At 30.6% G+C, this 18,185-nt stretch carries 17 protein-coding genes and 2 pseudogenes; 15 read left to right on the top strand and 4 right to left on the bottom strand.

From position 1 onward, the window contains the following. The first annotated feature begins 510 nt into the window (after nucleotides 1–510). Genes CLLU_RS15060 through CLLU_RS15050 form a run of 4 tightly spaced genes read left to right on the top strand, consistent with a single transcriptional unit; the run spans nucleotide 511 to nucleotide 2,152 of the window. Nucleotides 511–756, top strand: coding sequence for an SH2 domain-containing protein (locus CLLU_RS15060; protein ID WP_146127612.1), 246 nt, complete (start codon nucleotides 511–513; stop codon nucleotides 754–756). Nucleotide 757: 1 nt separating this feature from the next. Beyond that, a complete protein-coding gene (locus CLLU_RS19195; protein ID WP_242977678.1) occupies nucleotides 758–1,090 on the top strand; it encodes a hypothetical protein in 333 nt (110 codons plus the stop codon). After that, nucleotides 976–1,584, top strand: coding sequence for an ImmA/IrrE family metallo-endopeptidase (locus tag CLLU_RS15055; protein ID WP_242977676.1), 609 nt, complete (start codon nucleotides 976–978; stop codon nucleotides 1,582–1,584). Before CLLU_RS19195 ends, CLLU_RS15055 begins: the two co-directional genes overlap by 115 nt. Then, on the top strand, nucleotides 1,553–2,152 hold the full coding sequence (locus CLLU_RS15050; RefSeq protein WP_106010598.1) for a hypothetical protein: 600 nt from the start codon (nucleotides 1,553–1,555) through the stop codon (nucleotides 2,150–2,152). The genes CLLU_RS15055 and CLLU_RS15050 overlap by 32 nt, the downstream gene beginning before the upstream one ends. 138 nt (nucleotides 2,153–2,290) lie before the next feature. Here the strand turns inward: CLLU_RS15050 and CLLU_RS15045 are convergent, their stop codons facing one another. After that, entirely contained in the window at nucleotides 2,291–3,421 is a 1,131-nt protein-coding gene (locus CLLU_RS15045; protein WP_158255936.1) for an ISAs1 family transposase, read from the bottom strand. Between the two features lie 231 nt (nucleotides 3,422–3,652). Here CLLU_RS15045 and CLLU_RS18890 point away from each other — a divergent pair, with 231 nt between their 5' ends. Together CLLU_RS18890 and CLLU_RS15035 are read left to right on the top strand one after the other, a co-directional pair. After that, on the top strand, nucleotides 3,653–5,035 hold the full coding sequence (locus CLLU_RS18890) for a transposase (RefSeq protein WP_170065767.1): 1,383 nt from the start codon (nucleotides 3,653–3,655) through the stop codon (nucleotides 5,033–5,035). Between the two features lie 46 nt (nucleotides 5,036–5,081). Next, nucleotides 5,082–5,396, top strand: coding sequence for a hypothetical protein (locus CLLU_RS15035; protein ID WP_146127611.1), 315 nt, complete (start codon nucleotides 5,082–5,084; stop codon nucleotides 5,394–5,396). A gap of 28 nt (nucleotides 5,397–5,424) precedes the next feature. Here the strand turns inward: CLLU_RS15035 and CLLU_RS15030 are convergent, their stop codons facing one another. Next, nucleotides 5,425–5,712, bottom strand: a complete 288-nt coding sequence (locus CLLU_RS15030; RefSeq protein WP_106010595.1) for a hypothetical protein — start codon at nucleotides 5,710–5,712, stop codon at nucleotides 5,425–5,427. Between the two features lie 204 nt (nucleotides 5,713–5,916). Here CLLU_RS15030 and CLLU_RS15025 point away from each other — a divergent pair, with 204 nt between their 5' ends. Further along, complete coding sequence (locus CLLU_RS15025) at nucleotides 5,917–6,960, top strand: ADP-ribosylglycohydrolase family protein (protein WP_106010594.1); 1,044 nt, start codon at nucleotides 5,917–5,919, stop codon at nucleotides 6,958–6,960. A gap of 707 nt (nucleotides 6,961–7,667) precedes the next feature. After that, a complete protein-coding gene (locus CLLU_RS15015; protein WP_420866706.1) occupies nucleotides 7,668–10,559 on the top strand; it encodes a DEAD/DEAH box helicase in 2,892 nt (963 codons plus the stop codon). 14 nt (nucleotides 10,560–10,573) lie between these two features. Here the strand turns inward: CLLU_RS15015 and CLLU_RS15010 are convergent, their stop codons facing one another. Further along, nucleotides 10,574–10,972: a (deoxy)nucleoside triphosphate pyrophosphohydrolase gene (locus tag CLLU_RS15010; RefSeq protein ID WP_106010591.1), complete on the bottom strand. Its 399-nt coding sequence runs from the start codon at nucleotides 10,970–10,972 to the stop codon at nucleotides 10,574–10,576. Nucleotides 10,973–11,666: 694 nt separating this feature from the next. Here CLLU_RS15010 and CLLU_RS15000 point away from each other — a divergent pair. From CLLU_RS15000 to CLLU_RS14980, 6 genes and pseudogenes are all read left to right on the top strand, one after another. After that, entirely contained in the window at nucleotides 11,667–13,073 is a 1,407-nt protein-coding gene (locus CLLU_RS15000; RefSeq protein WP_242977672.1) for a glycoside hydrolase family 113, read from the top strand. Between the two features lie 169 nt (nucleotides 13,074–13,242). Then, a complete protein-coding gene (locus CLLU_RS18770) occupies nucleotides 13,243–13,404 on the top strand; it encodes a hypothetical protein (protein WP_158255935.1) in 162 nt (53 codons plus the stop codon). Nucleotides 13,405–13,631: 227 nt separating this feature from the next. Beyond that, entirely contained in the window at nucleotides 13,632–15,581 is a 1,950-nt protein-coding gene (gene bioF / locus CLLU_RS14995) for an 8-amino-7-oxononanoate synthase (RefSeq protein WP_106010590.1), read from the top strand. A gap of 1 nt (nucleotide 15,582) precedes the next feature. Further along, nucleotides 15,583–15,780: pseudogene (locus CLLU_RS14990) on the top strand (phage holin family protein); the annotation flags it as partial. Then, a pseudogene (locus CLLU_RS14985) lies at nucleotides 15,780–15,863 on the top strand (N-acetylmuramoyl-L-alanine amidase); the annotation flags it as partial. The pseudogenes CLLU_RS14990 and CLLU_RS14985, both read left to right, overlap by 1 nt. Nucleotides 15,864–16,034: 171 nt before the next feature. After that, nucleotides 16,035–16,511 (top strand): type IV toxin-antitoxin system AbiEi family antitoxin domain-containing protein, encoded by a 477-nt coding sequence (locus CLLU_RS14980; RefSeq protein WP_106010589.1) that lies wholly within the window; start codon nucleotides 16,035–16,037, stop codon nucleotides 16,509–16,511. Between the two features lie 287 nt (nucleotides 16,512–16,798). Here CLLU_RS14980 and CLLU_RS14975 read toward each other — a convergent pair. Next, nucleotides 16,799–17,568 (bottom strand): IS5 family transposase gene (locus CLLU_RS14975; RefSeq protein WP_420866705.1). Its coding sequence is split into 2 segments (ribosomal slippage): nucleotides 16,799–17,241 and nucleotides 17,241–17,568, totalling 771 coding nucleotides; the frame shifts between segments, so codons are not numbered across the junction. Between CLLU_RS14975 and CLLU_RS14970 the strand changes: the two genes are divergently transcribed. Then, nucleotides 17,567–18,185: DpnII family type II restriction endonuclease (locus CLLU_RS14970; RefSeq protein ID WP_338078792.1), on the top strand; the 619-nt coding region annotated here is incomplete at its 3' end. The genes CLLU_RS14975 and CLLU_RS14970 overlap by 2 nt on opposite strands.

Below are 18,185 nucleotides of genomic sequence, written 5' to 3'. Positions count from 1 at the left end.
TTCCAATACATTCATATTGAGTCTCCTTTCAAAAATTATTTATACTTATTATTACCACTATTACCAGTTATGTATACGTAAAAATAACGTACCTGGATCTGATTTACACAAATCTAGGTACGCTCCCCAAATTTTTCTTTGCAATCAGAAAATATATCTGCCAAAGAAAGCTGTTTATATGTTATCATATGTATATAACTCCTTTCTGAGGTATATGGTTATTTTGTTTCTTAAACAATTCAATTTTACCATAAATCAGTGAGGAGTTATTTTATTTTGCAATAAAAATATACCGTATTTATGCGGATTACAGCGTTTCGCAAACGCCTATTGTCTATAATATAAGTAAGGAGGTAATAGTATGGATATAGCAAAAAAGTATGGTGAAATTCAATTAAAATCTTATATATACAACAATAGATATAAAATAGGCTCTAATATTCTTCAATTTATTAGAGATAATGGGTACACTAAGTCGTCTTTTTCAAAATTAACTCGACTATTGATAAATTGGTTAAGGGTGAAATAGACAACAATACAACACTAAAAAAGCACGTGGATAAGATTATTGCAACCTTTAATATAGAGCTTGAAGAATTGATGGATTATAAACATCTGGAGTCAGAAAGTAAATGTAGAATTGTAGCATCTGATAATGCACCGGAGGAATATAAATTAAGTGACAATGCTAAGAGAATGTTAGAATTTTTAGATGATATAATAGATCTTTATGAAGTTTATAATGAGGATAGGTAGGTTGATAAATATGTCTCAATATATAACATCTCAGAATCTAAATGAAGTTATAGAAGCAAATAAAAAAATAAGGAATAAAATTGAAAGCTTTAAAAGTGATTTTTTTATTAATTATAACAAAATTGGAATAACTGGTTTTGATAGGCTAGCTTTTGAAGTTCTAAAGAAAAATTATAATTTAATACAGCTGCCAATAGATGATGAATATTGGGGGGAGCCATATTTATTAGGAATAATTTTAAAATACCTGTTATTAATTCAGCACAACCTAGAGTTTATCAATTTTTTGTTGCATGGCATGAAATATTTCATTTACTTTATGATAATTCCATAGTTGAGGGACAACACAATATAAAAGCGGAAAAAATGGAACTGAATGAGAGAAAAACAGATTACTTTGCTGCCAGAATGTTATTGGGAGATGTCTATAGATATTATTATTCATTGGAAAGCGATGAGTTTATAAATAAAATTGCTAGGTGCATGGATGTATTCAAAGCACCCTATAAGGCTGTATTAATTCAGTTATATGAGGATGCCGTAGATGTGTTCAATGACATTGGATTGAAAAGACTTATAATTGAAAATTTTGATAAGAAGCCAGAAAATCTAGTTGAGTTATTTGAAAACTTGGAATTGGATAATGATTTGGTTAAGCCATCTAATATAATAAGTTTTGGGGGATTGGATAAAAAAATAGAGCTATTGTCGAAAAAAGAACCGGATGTTGATTATCACAAGGACAATTTGAAATTTTTAAATAAACTTAAGGATCTGATGAAGAGAGAGCTAAATAATGGAAATAATTCAGGTAAAGAAATTGATTGAAATATTAAGTTCCAGTACTCCTAAAAAAATTGGAATCCTTGGTAATAATACGATTAGTTTTTTAATAAATGTAAGTGAATATATTTGTATAGAAAAAATATTGACAAATTATGATCTGCTACTAATACCTAATTGGATTTATGAAGAAGTAAGAGATTCAAAGGGAAGGGTAGGTTATATAGAGAAAATTTTTAACAGGGGCATAAAAATTTTTGCGATAGATGAGAGAGGCTATGAAAAATTAATAAATTATAGAGCGATATGGCTGTATAAATTTTTCCTCTACTCCTCGTATAAAATTGGTGAGTTAAAAAGTTTTATAAAGAGATATATCGAAAAAGGTCAACCCCTGGAAGAATTAGAAGATTATCAAGTATGGTTGAACTTATTGTATTATAATGGATTTGAAGGTAAAATGCTTAGAAATGGAAGAATGAAAAAGAAAAATGCAGGTGAAATTTCCATAAGTATTTTATCCTTAATTATATCATATATCTATTTTAAGGCAAATCATACTATAACTATTTCTCAGGGCAAACGCATGAAAAATAATATTTTATTATTTTAGAAATTCTAATCAAAAATAAATGTCATGAATATTAAATTTTTACAATTTTTAGCATAGTTCAAGAGAAATATTTTCACATAACCAAATAGTCCATATTAAAGGATATATTCCGTCACATCAAAAATAAGCTCAATTTTATTAAGCTAAAAATGTAGTTTTTACGACTAAATCCAGAAAGTCTTCATCTGTCATTGCCTTGGCTCTTTTTCTTGGACCACTCATTATCTTTTCAGTTTCTATATTTCTGAGTATATTAAGTGCAAATTTCCTGAGCATTGATAAATTCTCAGGGCTATGTTCTTTTATGGTTCTGTTAGAGTCTTCATCAAAGACTACATCAAGTACCCAATGCATACTTTCAATCCCCCAATGCTTGCGCACAGCATTTGAGAATTTTACAGCGTCAGCTGGTAATGAACTTATATAATATCTTTTTTCAATTGTTGTTTTTCCCTTTTCTTCACTTTGTCTTACAGCAATACCAATACTTTTTAGATTTGCCCACTCCTGCTTACTACTAAGCCAGTCTATATCTTCAGTAACATAGTATTCTCTTACTTCTTTTCTTCCATGCCCTTTGTCGAAAGACTTGGTATAGCTGTGGGAAATGTCTTTAAAGCTTGTTTCTAATGCATCATCCAAATATTCTTTTACTTCATTATAAAATAACTTTTGATTACCTTTAAGTGCCAATACATAATCAGATTTCTTGTCTACAATAGCTTTTACTATTTCTTTCTGACACCCCATGGCATCAGTAGTTACAATACATCCATTTATATCCAATAACTTTAAAAGCTCTGGAATTGCTGTTATTTCATTGCTTTTTTTATAAGTTTTCACTTGACCAATAACTATTCTATATTTGCTCGCCCAGGCACTTACTATATGGATTGGTGATTTTTCTTCATTGGTATTACGTGCCCCGCACACTGTTTTACCGTCAATTGCAATGATAGATCCTTTTAGATTGGCGGATATTTCATTTATCCATTTCATAAAAGTACTTTGAAATTCCTTTGGATCGATCCATTCAAAAACTCTTTGCATCGTGTCATGAGAAGGTATCCCATAGGGCAAAGTAAGATATTTTCTGAAAAAGCTGATCCTGTCATTTGCAAAATCTTCTATAGCAACCCAATTATCACAGTTTGCCAATGTGGAAACTACAGATATAAATAATATATCTATTAGCTTATGTCTAATTTTTGCTTTCTGTCTCTGATCTGTTATAATTCCAAAATAATCTATCATTTTATTTTTTATCATAGCACCATACCTCATATAAGTTTATATGATTATCATACTATAATGATTAACTTAAGGGAAGTCTTAAATCCATAATCCAAGCCATCTTTACAGTTTATTTACTCATGCGTTTGCCCTGAACTATTTCTGTAATTCGTAATATAAAAAATCAGAATATATTATGGTAAAATGTTAAGTTTAAAAGTAAAATTATAAATATATTACACAATAATGATTTGGAGGATATTTATAATGTTACAGCTGAGCAAAAATAATAAAAAGAAAGTCCTGGAAAGTATAAAATGCGGCAGCATTGATGCTGCTGATGTTACCTTCCCAAACCTTATAGATACTATAGTATTAAAAATGAAAAAATTAAACCTTATAGATAAATTATCAGACAGCTTTAAAGACAAACGAAGTGGAAACAAACATCTGCCCTTAGATATATTAATTGCACTTGTGATTACGGCTAAAATGAAATTAAAAACAAGTTTAACTGATGTTATATTTGCAGTGACCGACCCCGAACTCTTGTCTGAATTGGGCTGGAACATATGGGACACTGACAGGGATATGAGCAAAGGTTTGTTTTCAGAAGGGGTTATTAGAAATCTTGTCAGTAAATATGAAAGTGAAGATCTTATAAACTCATATAACCATTATATCCAGAATAATGTACTGCCGAGTATTGATGTGTACTCATCAATACATATTCTTGACTGCACTAAATTAAAGGTTAATTTAGATAATACAAATTATGAGAACTCAGAGGTTATATCTGCAGATGGGAAACCCGTCCGGGGATATAAACTAGGAACACTAAGGGGACTTATGGATGATTCTGGAATAATTGAAGAGATAACCTATGGTTCTATAAAAACTCATGATTTGGAACTCTGCAAGGATATGATTCTAAAAAGTAAGTGTTTAAAGAATGGAGATATACTCATAAATGACAGAGGATTCATTTCAAGGGACATCATAAATGATCTCAAGTTGAAACGGGGAGTTGATACATATATACCGGCAAAAAAGAACATGACAATTTATAGTGAAGCTGTAAGTATAGCTAAGTCACAAGGCAAGTGGTCAAAGCATCCAAATAAAAAGAGGAAGACTCAGGAAATACAGCTCGTTAGAAATCTTGGAGCAGTGTGGGAAAGCAGTAACCCTTCAGGTGATATAGATTTATGTGGCTGTGTGGTACATGATAAAAAGGATGATAAATACTATGTATTTTTGACCACAGATACAGATAAAACTGCAAAACAGATAATAAATACATATGAATTAGGACCAGAGATAGAAGAAGATTTCAGGCAAATAAAAGATTTCTGGAAACTGGAAGACTTTAAAAGTACAAAATATAATTTCATAACGTTCCATATTACTATGACATTGATAGGATATATGTACTTTCAGCTATTCAAAAACATGGAGGAAGGAAGTAGATATTCAGGCAAGTCACTGCCTGTAGTAGTTAAGAATTATAAATCAGACAAGCAGAAATCTGTTATTATATACTCCGGTCAATATTTTGGAGTGTTCCCATTTATTGAATTTATTCAGTTGTATGCTGGTTGTCCGGCAAAAGTCAGGAAACTTCTTGATCCAACCCTGGCTTTAGTATAGCAGGATTGGATCATTATATTCAAATTACGAATTGAAGATAACTATATTGTCCAATGATAGGGATACGTATGATTTTATTGAGTTTGCGAAGTTAAAATTATCAAAAGATAGTATGTTTATAGAATTAAAAGAAAGTCCTGTAACGTTTAAGTCTAATGATTTCATAATTAAAGAAAGCTATTTAAATAACTATATAAATGATGGACAGGATATTTATTCTATTATAAGATTTGGAGATGAGAAGAGGGTTAAATATACAAAAAATGCACTTGATACTTCGGTTGAAGAACATGATGAAATTTTAAGCAATGAAGCTTTTATAGAAAATTTAAAGGACAGCACTTTTAATATTATATTTTGATAGATAATTATATTTATGTATTTAATTGCTATTTTAATAAAGGTGTCGTTGCTGGTTTCAGTATTAAATAAATATATAGGGCATATTTTATGGTATAATAGTAGTTTACATGGTCAAATAATAGATAGATCTTAGCCGGCCTATCTATTATTTTTTTATTATTTATGTTTACTTTGGTATCTGATGATATTTCATCAGACACCAAAGTAATTTTATTTTCGATTTTTATATCTGATTTTTTATCAGATAATGCTATTATAGAAATAGTGGTTACTGAAAATAAACTGAAAAACAATATTAAATATTCTTCTGACATAAATGCATCACCTCTTCTTCATATGCAGACATTATTAACCATAATCCACCCATGAATAAAGAAGAGGCAGCCATATAAATTTTTCTTATTACATTTCAAATTATAACATATACTTTAATTACTGAAAACTTAAAAAGCAAAAGAATTCATTCAAAAAACAGTCTTGAAATTTTCAATAATTTAAAATAATAACGGGAGGTAATAATGACAGATTTAAAAGATTTATTTATGGCGTCACTGCTCTGTGGTGCTCTGGGGGATGCACTGGGATATCCTGTTGAGTTTATGACATGGGATGAAATTAAATATAGGTTTGGGAAGCAGGGAATAGAAGATCTAAAAGTTGACAAGGCAATAGGCAAAGCTCTTATTTCCGATGATACACAGATGAGTTTGTTTACTGCAGATGGTATGATATGGGCATATTTACGCTGTAGTGAAAGGGGTATCGGATCCTATTCGGTAAGTGGTATATATCAGTCCTACCTTCGTTGGTATTATACTCAGACGGGGAGAATGCCAACAGATGAAGATAAGGTTTGGCTTGAAAAACAGCCCCACGAAAAGAAAAACAGCATTTTAGATTTCAAGGAGCTGTTTTCTGAAAGAGCACCTGGGAATAGTTGCTTGACGGCACTTGGAAGTGGGAAAATGGGAACAATGGATGAGCCTGTCAATAACAGTAAAGGTTGTGGGGGAGTAATGCGTGTTGCTCCTGTAGGCCTGTTTCTTCATGGACAGCCAGAATATGCGTTTAGGGTTGCGGCAGAAGCTGCGGCAATGACCCACGGTCATCCTACAGGTTATCTGGCAGCAGGAACTTTTGCTGCTATTGTTGCAGAACTTGTGAATGGAAAAGATATTATAGAAAGTACAAGGGCTGCAATTGATATATTAAAAATCTATAGAGGTCATGAAGAAACTGTAGATGCTGTTGAGAAAGCTTTAAGGTTGGCAGAAAGTAGTGAAAATTCAAGAGAATCTATTAAAAAATTGGGTGAGGGCTGGATTGCGGAAGAGGCGTTGGCTATTGCCCTGTACTGTGCTCTAAAGGGTTCTGATGTGAAAAAGGCACTCATTATGGCGGTAAACCATGACGGGGACAGTGATTCTACAGGAGCAATTTGTGGAAATATACTGGGTGCAGCCTATGGAATGAAGTCAATTCCTGAAAAGTGGATAGAAAATGTTCAGTTAAAAGATTTGATAATGAATATGGGATGCAGACTGTTTGACTTGTCTAAATAGAGATTAAAGTTTTGATATTGATACTGTGAAATTAAGAGGGGATACTGGTCGAGCTTTTTTGTATAAATTATGGAAGCATTAATCTTTTAAGTTATGTAAGTGCAGAGGAAAGTATCATGAGGCTGGAGAGCATAAATATTGCAAATGAGCTTTTGGGTACTGTTGAGTGAATGTTATTTTTTGTTAGATAACCCTTTTATGTGATGAAGAATATTCAGTGGAAAAATTACTTGTATGAAGCGAGACTTATAAATTTTTACCTGTATAATTTTTATATTCTATAGTATAATATCAGTAATAAGAAGGGTGGATTATGAATTTAGTCTGCTTAGTAGTTTACATGGTTAAATAATAGATAGATCTTAGCCGGCCTATCTATTATTTTTTTATTATTTATGTTTACTTTGGTGTCTGATGATATTTCATCAGACACCAAAGTAATTTTATTTTCAATTTTTATATCTGATTTTTTATCGGACAGTGCTATTATAGAAATAGTGGTTACTGAAAATAAACTGGATATAGTAAAAATTCATATAGTGATTTATAATATTTAAGAGAGCATAAATATTTTTTAGACAGGCGCCTTCCGGGTTTTATCTCTCACAAAAGGAGCTATTGCGGTAATTGACAGCAGAGGAGGTGGCGGCATGGGTAGATAAATTATTAAATAGATTTAAAAATTATTTTAAGGACAGATGAAAATTATGGAATCCATATCTGATAAAATAGACCTTCAACAACAATCACATTTTGGTATTCAAAACAAAGAAATAGAAGATAATAATTATCTTATAAATAATAAATTAGTGGTTAACTCAAATAAAGGGAATTTATTGAATGAACTTAAAAGATGTCTCAGTCAGTGTGAAAAATTTTATTTCAGTGTAGCCTTCATTAATTTTAGCGGACTTCAACTTTTATTGGATAGTTTTAAAGAATTTGAAGAGAATGGAATCAGAGGTAAAATAATAACTTCTACATATCTTAATTTTACTGAACCAAAAGCACTGGAAAAAATAAAAAAATTTACTAATATTGATCTAAAAGTATTTGTTGCTTCAGAGGATAAGGGATTTCATACAAAAGCTTATATTTTTGAAAATAGTGGAGAATATAAAATAATTATAGGATCTTCTAATATAACTCAAAGAGCTCTAAAGAGTAATGTAGAATGGAACGTCAGAGTGATTTCCAAGAAAGATGATAGTTTTTCCTGTGAAGTTTTAGAGGAATATTTGGGCTTGTGGGAAACAACTTCTGTTGTAGATGATAAATTTTTAAACAGCTATGGGAATTTTTTGAGAGAAATTAAAAAAAGAAGACATGACGAGACATTATATTTTAATAATTATGAAATAATAAAACCTAATGATATGCAAAAAAGAGCTGTGGAAAATTTAAAGAGACTCAGGGATTCAGGAGAGAAAAAGGCACTTATTATTGCAGCTACAGGTACTGGTAAAACTTATTTATCAGCTTTTGATGTTATGAATTGCAATCCTAAAAAGATGCTTTTTTTGGTTCACAGAGAAGAAATTTTAAGAAGTGCCGAAAGTGCCTTTTCAAGACTAGTGAAAAACAAAAATAAAACTTTAGGACTTTTAACTGGTTTAAGTAAAGACTTAGATTGTGATTATTTATTTTCAACTATAAAATCTATGAATAATTATCTGGGGCATTTCAGTAAAGATGAATTTGATTACATTGTTTTAGATGAGGCTCACCATGCATCTAGTCCATCTTATAAGAGAATTTTAGATTATTTTGAACCTGATTTTTTGCTTGGAATGACTGCTACACCTGAAAGATGTGACAGAGAGAGTATATTTGATATCTTTGACAATAATGTGGCATTGGAAGTGAGACTTAGGGAAGCACTGGAATTGAATTTAGTCATACCTTTTCACTATTTTGGAATAACAGATATTGATTCTATTGACTTAAGTAATATTGATATGAAAGATGTAGATGAAATAGTCAGAAGGCTTAAGGTAAATGAACGGGTGGATTTTATTATAGAAAAAATGAATTTTTATGGGTATGATGGGGAAAAGAGAAAATGCATAGGATTTTGTGCAAATATTGACCATGCCCGGTATATGACTTCTGAATTTAACAGGAGAGGCATAAGAAGTGTATGTCTGACGGGAAAGAATTCGGCTGATGAAAGAAAATGGTATATAAAACAACTTGAAGATGACAGTAATGAGCTTGAAGTTATATTTACTGTGGATATTTTTAATGAAGGTGTAGATATACCATCTATTAATTTGATTTTAATGCTCAGGCCTACGACTTCACCTGTAATATTTATACAGCAGCTCGGAAGAGGACTTAGAAAGTGCATGGAAAAGACCTTTTTAACGGTGTTGGATTTTATAGGCAATTATAAAAGAGCATTTTTAATAGCCATAGCACTTAATGGATCCAGATATTATGATAAGGATAGCCTGAAAGTAGCTGTAGCAACCCAATTTGGAAATTTATACGGATGTACTAATATTCAGATGGACAGGATTGTCCAGGAGAGAATACTGAAGCAGCTGGATGAAGAAAATTTTAATTCCATGAAATATTTAAAAGAAGAGTATATGGAGTTTAAGAAGATGAATGGAGGAAGAGTCCCATATTTTTTAATGGATTATATGAAATATGACGGAGCACCTGATCCACTTAAGTTTGTTAACAAAGAGAAGATCTATACTTCATTTGTAGCTAAAATGGAAAAAGATGAAGGATTGAAAGAATTACTGCAAAATGATGATTTCCTTAAAGTTCTAAAAGAATTCACGGGAAAGCTGCCTATAAAGAGAGTATATGAGTTCAGTATAATAAAATATCTTTTAAATCATGAAAATATAAATCTTGAGCAGGCTAAAAATGAAATTTTAAAACACATTGAATATGTGGATGATAAAAGTATTTCCCATGCTTTTAAATATCTAAATCAGAATTATTATGACAAATCTGAGACAAATGCCACTATTAAATGTTTTGAATTAAAAAATAAAGAATTATATTCTACCTGGAATTTTAAAAAGATAATATACAATGGGGAATGTAGGAAGTACATAGAGGATATTGTAAATTATGGGATCATAAGATATGAGAAGGAATTTTCCAATAAATATTATGGAGTACCGTTTTTTAAGTTGTATATGCAGTATAAAATGACGGATACTGCATTGTTGTCAAATTATGAAAAAGCTCACAGCTCTTTTAGAGGAAGTGGTCTTATAAGCAATGGTAGTGAATATTTTATTTTTGTAGATTTGCATAAGGAAGAGGGAATTAAAGAGAGTATTAATTACAAAGATAAATTTATAAATGAAGATATTTTTCAATGGCAGAGTCCAAATAGTACATCTCAAAATTCTGAGAGAGGGCAAAATATAATACACAATAAAGAGAGAAATGTAAATTTACATATTTTTATAAGGAAATACAAACAGATAGATGGATCGGTTCAACCCTATATCTATATAGGAAAGGGAAATGTAATAGAATATCAGGAAGAAAAACCTATAACGGTAAAGATAAAGCTGGAAAATCAAGTACCATTTGGATTGTATAATGAATTTTTCAAAAAAGTATAGCAGATTTAATTTTGCTATACTTTTTCTTGTAAAAGTTTTTTCATAGTTGGGATATCAGCAGGTGCCCAGTTTAAAGAAGGTAAATTTTCCTTGGACATCCATATTAATTTTGAATGTTCACTTTTTGTGGGAGTTCCCGACATCAATTTACATTTAACTGTAATCAGGTTCACTGTGAATTTTTCATATTCATAAGTATTTTCATTAAAAACATCTATGAATTTAACTGTACATGACAACTCTTCCCTGATCTCCCTTTCAATAGCTTGTTTAAAAGTTTCCCCTTGTTCTATTTTGCCACCTGGGAATTCCCATCTGTTTGGGAGTGACATTTTGGGAGAACGGAGAGCACATAGGATTTCTTTGTCTTTGTTTTCTATAATTGCACCAACAACTTTTAATAATTTTTTCATGAACAACACCTCAAAATTAGTGTATCATAAGTCTAGCATTTTTAAAAATTTTATGAGTAATAGCTAATTATACTATATTTGCAGGAGTAAATGGTGCTGGGAAAATATTAATGTATATTGCGTTAAAGTATCCGCTTGATGCATATAAAAGTGGAGTTTAGAATGAGATGATGAAACATTTGATATAATCATAAACAAAAATAATATGTAAAAATGGGAAAATAGTTTACTTTTAGGGGGTATATCTTTGAATTGAGAAATGAAGAATGGCCATTAAAATATTTTCAAGTAAGTAATAGTTCAATATGAAAACAAAAAGTTATTTGCTCTAATTTAGAGTAGGCAACTTTTTTATATAGATAAAATTGAATAGCAGCATTTTTATAAGGAGTTAGTTTATATGACTAGCCCTTTTTTTGTATCCAAAATCGAATAAGATTTTTATATGATGAACAGGTATTTAGATTCATATATAAGTTCAATGGTGCCCCATATGGAAATAAGCCTATTACACCTTATAAGGGAGCTAATGCATTGAGTCCATTTGTGATTCTGGCTGATAGATAGAGACTATAGTTGTATATATTATGAAAAAATTATAATATATACAATTATATGCGAAGTTTGCTATAATATACTTACAAATGCTATCATAATTTTTGTATACTATATTTAAGGAGGATTAATGGGGAAAATGAAAATTGTTGAATATGTAAATAGTCATAATATGATAGGCAAATTCAAAAATAAAATTTTAATAGCAGCTATTTTTGGCCTTTTTTTCTTAATATCATTTAATGTACAGGCAGCAAATTTTACAGATAATCAAACAGTAGATTCAAACAAAACATGGATAATTAGCTTTAATAGTGAAATTAGTTTTGATGATTTAACTAAACAAGGAATAATTGTAACAGATAGTAAAGGTAATAAAGTAGATGTGGGAATACAATTAGGGCAAGATAGTAAAACGGTTGCAGTAACAGCTCCTCAAGGTGGATATACATCAGGAGAAAGTTACACACTAAATGTTGGGGAGCAGGTACATTCTACTAAAGGTAAGACTTTGAATAAGAAATGTACATTAAACTTTAATATTAAAAGTAATGAAGATGAAATCTTAGATGGAGAAAAAGTTAAATCAGGTAATCTATCTATAGACTATGATATTGAACAAGTCTTAAGTGATATAGATAAGTTTCAATTGAATACTTTAAACATACCTGTAAAGATAAAAATAGATAATCTATCTTCAAGTAATATGGAAGTTGATAAAGATAGTGAGAGTACAGCAATAGGTTTGATAAAACAATTAAAAGGTAGAGATATAAAAATAATATTAGAGCCTTATCCATGGATAGCTGAAGGAGGAAAGAGTGAAACAGATTGGAATCCAGATGATATGGATACTTTCTTTTCAAATTGGAGGGTAAATGTATTAAAGACATTAGTAGATGATATTGCAGTGCCATACAATGTAGATGCACTAAACATAGGGAGTAATTTTGTAAATATAGAACCCGAAGAAAAAAAATGGTGTGATACCATAGATTATGTTAGAACCTATTATAAAGGATTAGTAACCTATAGAACCAATTGGTGGTATACAGCATCATGGGATACTAAAAGTATTACTGACTATGAAAACAAGCTAAATAATAAGTTGTTTTCAAAACTAGATTTTATATCTATTGCAGCTTATTTCGAACTTACAAATAATGCTACAAATACTGTGGAACATCTTGTAAGCGCAATAGAAAATTCACAGATATCTGTAAATGGAGAAATTAGAAACCAAAATATAAAACAAGAGATAAAAAATTTTTATGATAAATGGAATAAACCTATCTTCTTTGGAGAGCTTGGTTTTCCTAAGACTGATGAAGCATCGTTTCATCCATGGAAGCCAGATGAAAATAGCACTGTAAATAATGTTGAACAAGCTAATTGTTTTGAGGCTTATAGAAGAGAATTTGAGAATGAGCCATGGCTTCTGGGGTTTTCTGCATTTGCAATAGGTAAACAAGACGATAATAAACAATATTACCCAAGTAAAGAAAGTACATTAGTTATCAGAAACTGGTATAGTAAGGAACAGTAAACTTGTCACAGGTAACTTAGAAATTCAAGTAATAGAATACTCTAGAATAATCAATTTTGTTTTAATAATTCATGAATAATATTTCAAAAGATAACAAAAAGACTTGCTCATCAGTAAGTCTTTTTATTGCTTATTCATATTAATAGATTTTAAAGGAGGAAAATGAATTATGGCAATAATTGAAAAGTATAAAGTAATACAGGCCTTTGAGCCTAAAACTACAAACGCTGCAATAACAAGTAACTATGCAACTCTTAAAAATGCCATTACAGCAACTGTTGTTGTAAATTTAGCCCAGACAGCAGGATGGGGCAAGTTATACAGTAGCTAATTGTCAACCATATGTACACTATAAGGTTGACAAATAAGTAAGATATATTTATACTAGTTATATTCTTAAAAAAAAATAGGAATATTATATAAAAAACAACAAATTACAGAATAATTAAAATTAATGGTAATGTTAATCGTAATAATTGCAATGCTTTTACGTACGTTCTTTACTATTGTAGTATCAAATATTTAAATCTAAATACTAATGTGGATAAGGTGAATTGAATGAATTTATATAGTTTAAAAATGAGAGCAAGTAAAAGTCAAGATGGAATAGAGAAACATATTTCAGGTGCAGAAAAAATAACAGGAGAAGACAGTCTTTTTATATATTCTAAAGCTTTATTAACTAGGGCATTATATCACTCAAAAGGCAAAGCAGATTTTATAAATATAAAAATCGAAAAAGTAAATCAAGAAGATATTTTATTTCTTGATGCATTACCTGTTACTACGGTAAATGTAAGTAGTTACCAAGATGGCATTCAAAAGTTATTAGCTATGTTAGAAAAAATAGGCATTACTAATGCTTCGGCTGTTTTAGAAAAATTAAAGGATACTTATAATATGCGAGGTGCTATGTTATTAAACGTAGATACATTAGAAAGATTGGAACCTAATAAAGATAGAGGAATTCGAGCTACCTATATGGATGAAGTTAATTCTGTTATGAAAAAAAAGGATACAAAGGATCACTATAATGAAGCAATTGTATTAGCTACCAAGGTAGCATATGCGCCTAATATTATTGGTGAAATCTGCATTTCTGATGATCCTGATTATGTAACAGGTTATGTGGCATCAAAGGAAAATGGATATATGCGCATTACCAAATTGAAGGAAATGGGAAGTGAGGACGGGGGACGGATTTTTCTTTATAGAGGAGACCATTCCAAAGTTCAAGATTGCATTGATTATATAGAAAAACGGGAGGTATTGGTTAAAAATATATCTTCCATATTAAATAAGCCATATAAAACAGAAGAAAGTACAAAAAATAAATGGAATTTTATAGATAAGGCATTGGAGAATTTAAAATATAATAATTTGTACCGAACTATGAATGAGATTAAGTCAGCACAAAGTGCGCATGTCACTTTTCAAGGAAAAGAAATGATTATGATGGCCTCTAACAACTATTTGGATATGTCTAATGATTCACAGGTGAAAGCTTATGCACTAAAAGCTATGGGAAAATATGGTGTTGGTTCTGGCGGCTCCAGACTAACTACTGGAACGATAAACTTACACAATCAATTGGAGGAGCTTCTGGCGGTATTTAAAGGAACAGAGGCAGCTTTAGTTTATAATACTGGGTATATGGCAAATATAGGAATAATTTCTGCGTTATGTTCAAAAGATGATGTTATTTTTAGTGATGAGTTGAATCATGCTAGTATAATTGATGGATGTTGTTTAAGTAAGGCAAAAATTGTAGTGTATCGTCACAATGATATGAATGACTTAGAGGATAAAATTAAACAAAATCCATGTAGTAAAGGTTTAGTGGTAAGTGATGCCGTATTTAGCATGGATGGAGATATTGTGAATTTACCACAATTGGTAGAAATTGCAGATAAGTATGGGTTATTTTCTATGATTGATGAAGCACATTCCACAGGAGTAATTGGAGAAAACGGCCGTGGAACAATGGAATATTTTCATATGACGCGAAATCCTGACATTATAATGGGTACTTTAAGCAAGGCCATTGGCAGCGAGGGAGGATTTGTTTGTGGGAAACAAGAATTGATTGAATATCTAAAAAATAAATCCCGCAGCTTTATATTTTCCACGTCGTTATCTCCAGCTGTTATGGCGGCTTCAATAAAATCCATTGAATTAATCATGGATGAGCCACAGAGAGTACAGGCATTACAGGAAAATATTCAATATTTTTGCAACTGTTTAAGAGAAGCAGGAATTGAAGCAGATTCTGAGACTGCTATTATTCCTATTATTATAGGTGATGAAAAAAGTGCCATGGAGATATCCAGGGAATTATTTGAACAAGGTTATTATATTTCGGCAATTCGTTATCCAACTGTTAAGAAAGGATGCGCAAGGCTTCGTGTAGCTTTGATGTCAACTCACAACAAGGATGAATTAAAACGTGCTGCCCGGGTCATTGCCGCAATTGTAAACAGATATAAAAGAATGAGAGAATATGTATAGATTTGTACTCGTGGGAATAGGAAACATAATAGATGTGCATTTGATTAAAAACGGTAGTGCAGTACGCACCGCTGTTATTTTTTTCTACATTTCCAATGAAGGCATAAGTATAATAGAAAGTTCAGCTAAAGTTAGACTTCCTGTACCTGAAAAACTGAAGAATATTTTAGAACAGATAAATGAGAGGAGGGATAAATAATGGCGGGATTATGTTTTGATTATGGACATGGGGGTTCGGACAGCGGTGCCTGCTATAAAGGCAGGAAAGAAAATGCTGAAGTTCAACTAAAAAGAAACTTAAGGCATCTAGCTTTGATGCTGTGATTATGGTATTTAAGTATTAATTCATAAGACAAATATCATGAATATATAAAAGTTTAGGCAGGAAGTGAATGTTTACAAATATACTGATCTAAAATATAATATCAGTATATTTGTAAAGAGGTGATGTAGATGAATTACTTGAAAAAATTAGAAAATTTAATTAAACAACGTAATGACATGGTATTTACATCAGATTTAGTACATCTTAAATATCCAAAGTTAATTTATTCACATGAAACGGCTCTATTTATACATGGCTTATCTGATAGAACACCTTTTGAATATTCGGTAACTGTACCAAGTAGTTACAAGGTTGTAAAAAGTATTTCTGAAAGCAATAAGATTCATTATATAAAAAATGAATTGCACTCTTTAGGTGTTACTACAGCAAAAACTTCTTTTAGAAATAATATTAGATTGTATAATGTGGAAAGGACAATTTGTGATATTGTGAGGAGCAGGAATAGGGTAGATATTCAAATCTTAAATGAAGCTTTAAAGCGATATATTAAATTGAAATCTGCAGATTTTACCTTGCTGGGAGAATATGCAAAAAAACTTCATATTGATAAAATAATGAAAAAATATATGGAGGTTCTTCTATGAGCGGTAAAGCTATGAGTTTAAAGGCAAAAATTAAAAAACTTGCTAAAGCTAAAGATATGTCTGCATAAGTTGTTTTACAAAATTATATGTTTGAGAGATTTTTAGAACGTTTATCTAAATCTGAATATAAGAATAAATTTCTCAACTTTCGCAGGACAAAAGCGATAGCTTTTCCTTTATATAACAAGGCAGAGCATGAATAAAACTATCGATTATTAGGTCAATAATCTCCTTTGAAAGTAAAATTTTTTCTTTTAGGGTGTGTCTGAAAACAATGTAGCAATAGACTACTTAGACAAAATAAAAATAGCAGCAATATAAACAAAAGCGAGGAAAGAATCAGCAAGCTTGTCATAACGAGTTGCAATTCTTCTAAAATGTTTGATTTTATTAAAGAAACATTCTACTAAATGACGTTCTTTATACAGCCACCAGTCACAATTCCACGGGTTTGTTGCATTGGATTTTGGTGGAATAGTATATGAGGCCTTCTTGGAAGTAATATATTCTCTAATTTCGTTTGTACCGTATGCTTTATCTGCCAAGATATTGCTATCTTTTATATCGATGTTGGAAAGAACATCTACAGCCTGTGTACTGTCGTGTAAATTACCAGATGATAATTGAAAATAGATTGGATTACCAAGCCCATCAACAACTGCATGAATTTTTGTGGTATGTCCACCACGGCTTAGTCCAATATGCTGTTTTGTTTCGCTGTTTATAGCCCCTTTTTAGCACTAGCACTATGCTGATGAGCTTTTATACATGTTGAGTCAATGTTTAAATTTTCATAATCTGCCTCTGAGGTTAATTCTCTAAAAATTGTTAATAAAGTACCATCATTACGCCACTTACAAAAACGACTGTATACAGTTTTCCATGAACCAAAACGTTCTGGTAAATCACGCCATGCTGCACCACTTCTTGCAATCCATAGTATGGCATTAAATATAAGTCGGTTATCCTTTGGAGGTCGTCCTGTTTTTGCTATTGGAATTAAGTTTTTTATTTGATCCCATTGTTCATCTGATATTTCATAACGCTTTTGTGCCATATTTGCAACCTCCGAGTTTTTTATTTTATTTTACCTAAAACTCGGTTTTTGCGCAATATTTAGTTTTCAGACACGACCTAGTGATTTAGTAAAAATATTCACTAAATCTTTATTAGAAACAAATAGAGGATTTAATTTTTATGTTAATTGGGAAAGACCTAGTAAAATTGTAAGTGAATATAATATAGAACTTAATACTTTAAATGCACTTGTGAAAAATAAAAATTATGATGAAGATTTCAAAAAAATAGTTAGAAGAATTCCAACTGTAATAAATGTTTTCCCAGCTTTATTTGCTTTATCAAAAAATGAAAGAGATAGTTTGAAAAATGGTAAGGAGTTATTTAAAGTTGTAAACATAGATGCTTTAGAAGATGATGTGATGGAGTATAGATTCAATATAGATGATGAAGAAACCTTAAGTGAATATGAGATAGATAAATATTTAGATTTTACTAAAAAAATAGGATTAAAATACTTATTTACAGATTTATTAGAAAAACATTTAGTTGATTATTTAATTGGTTGTGAAGTAGGTTTAGATAGTAACGGAAGAAAGAATAGAGGTGGATTAGCTTTTGAATTAGCTTTAGAACCTATAATAGTATATATTGCAG

The organism is Clostridium luticellarii (assembly GCF_002995845.1).
GTDB lineage: Bacteria > Bacillota > Clostridia > Clostridiales > Clostridiaceae > Clostridium_B > Clostridium_B luticellarii.
Note: the sequence above shows the minus strand (reverse complement) of the source record. Positions and strands in the feature narration are given on the sequence as shown.

Excerpts from the sequence above, each read along its gene's own strand:
- CLLU_RS15050 (WP_106010598.1), top strand. The coding sequence starts at position 1,553 with ATGGAAATAATTCAGGTAAAGAAATTGATTGAAATATTAAGTTCCAGT.
- CLLU_RS15045 (WP_158255936.1), bottom strand. The coding sequence starts at position 3,421 with ATGATAAAAAATAAAATGATAGATTATTTTGGAATTATAACAGATCAG.
- CLLU_RS18890 (WP_170065767.1), top strand. The coding sequence starts at position 3,653 with ATGTTACAGCTGAGCAAAAATAATAAAAAGAAAGTCCTGGAAAGTATA.
- CLLU_RS15030 (WP_106010595.1), bottom strand. The coding sequence starts at position 5,712 with ATGTCAGAAGAATATTTAATATTGTTTTTCAGTTTATTTTCAGTAACC.
- CLLU_RS15025 (WP_106010594.1), top strand. The coding sequence starts at position 5,917 with ATGACAGATTTAAAAGATTTATTTATGGCGTCACTGCTCTGTGGTGCT.
- CLLU_RS15015 (WP_420866706.1), top strand. The coding sequence starts at position 7,668 with ATGGAATCCATATCTGATAAAATAGACCTTCAACAACAATCACATTTT.
- CLLU_RS15010 (WP_106010591.1), bottom strand. The coding sequence starts at position 10,972 with ATGAAAAAATTATTAAAAGTTGTTGGTGCAATTATAGAAAACAAAGAC.
- CLLU_RS15000 (WP_242977672.1), top strand. The coding sequence starts at position 11,667 with ATGAAAATTGTTGAATATGTAAATAGTCATAATATGATAGGCAAATTC.
- CLLU_RS18770 (WP_158255935.1), top strand. The coding sequence starts at position 13,243 with ATGGCAATAATTGAAAAGTATAAAGTAATACAGGCCTTTGAGCCTAAA.
- bioF (WP_106010590.1), top strand. The coding sequence starts at position 13,632 with ATGAATTTATATAGTTTAAAAATGAGAGCAAGTAAAAGTCAAGATGGA.
- CLLU_RS14980 (WP_106010589.1), top strand. The coding sequence starts at position 16,035 with ATGAATTACTTGAAAAAATTAGAAAATTTAATTAAACAACGTAATGAC.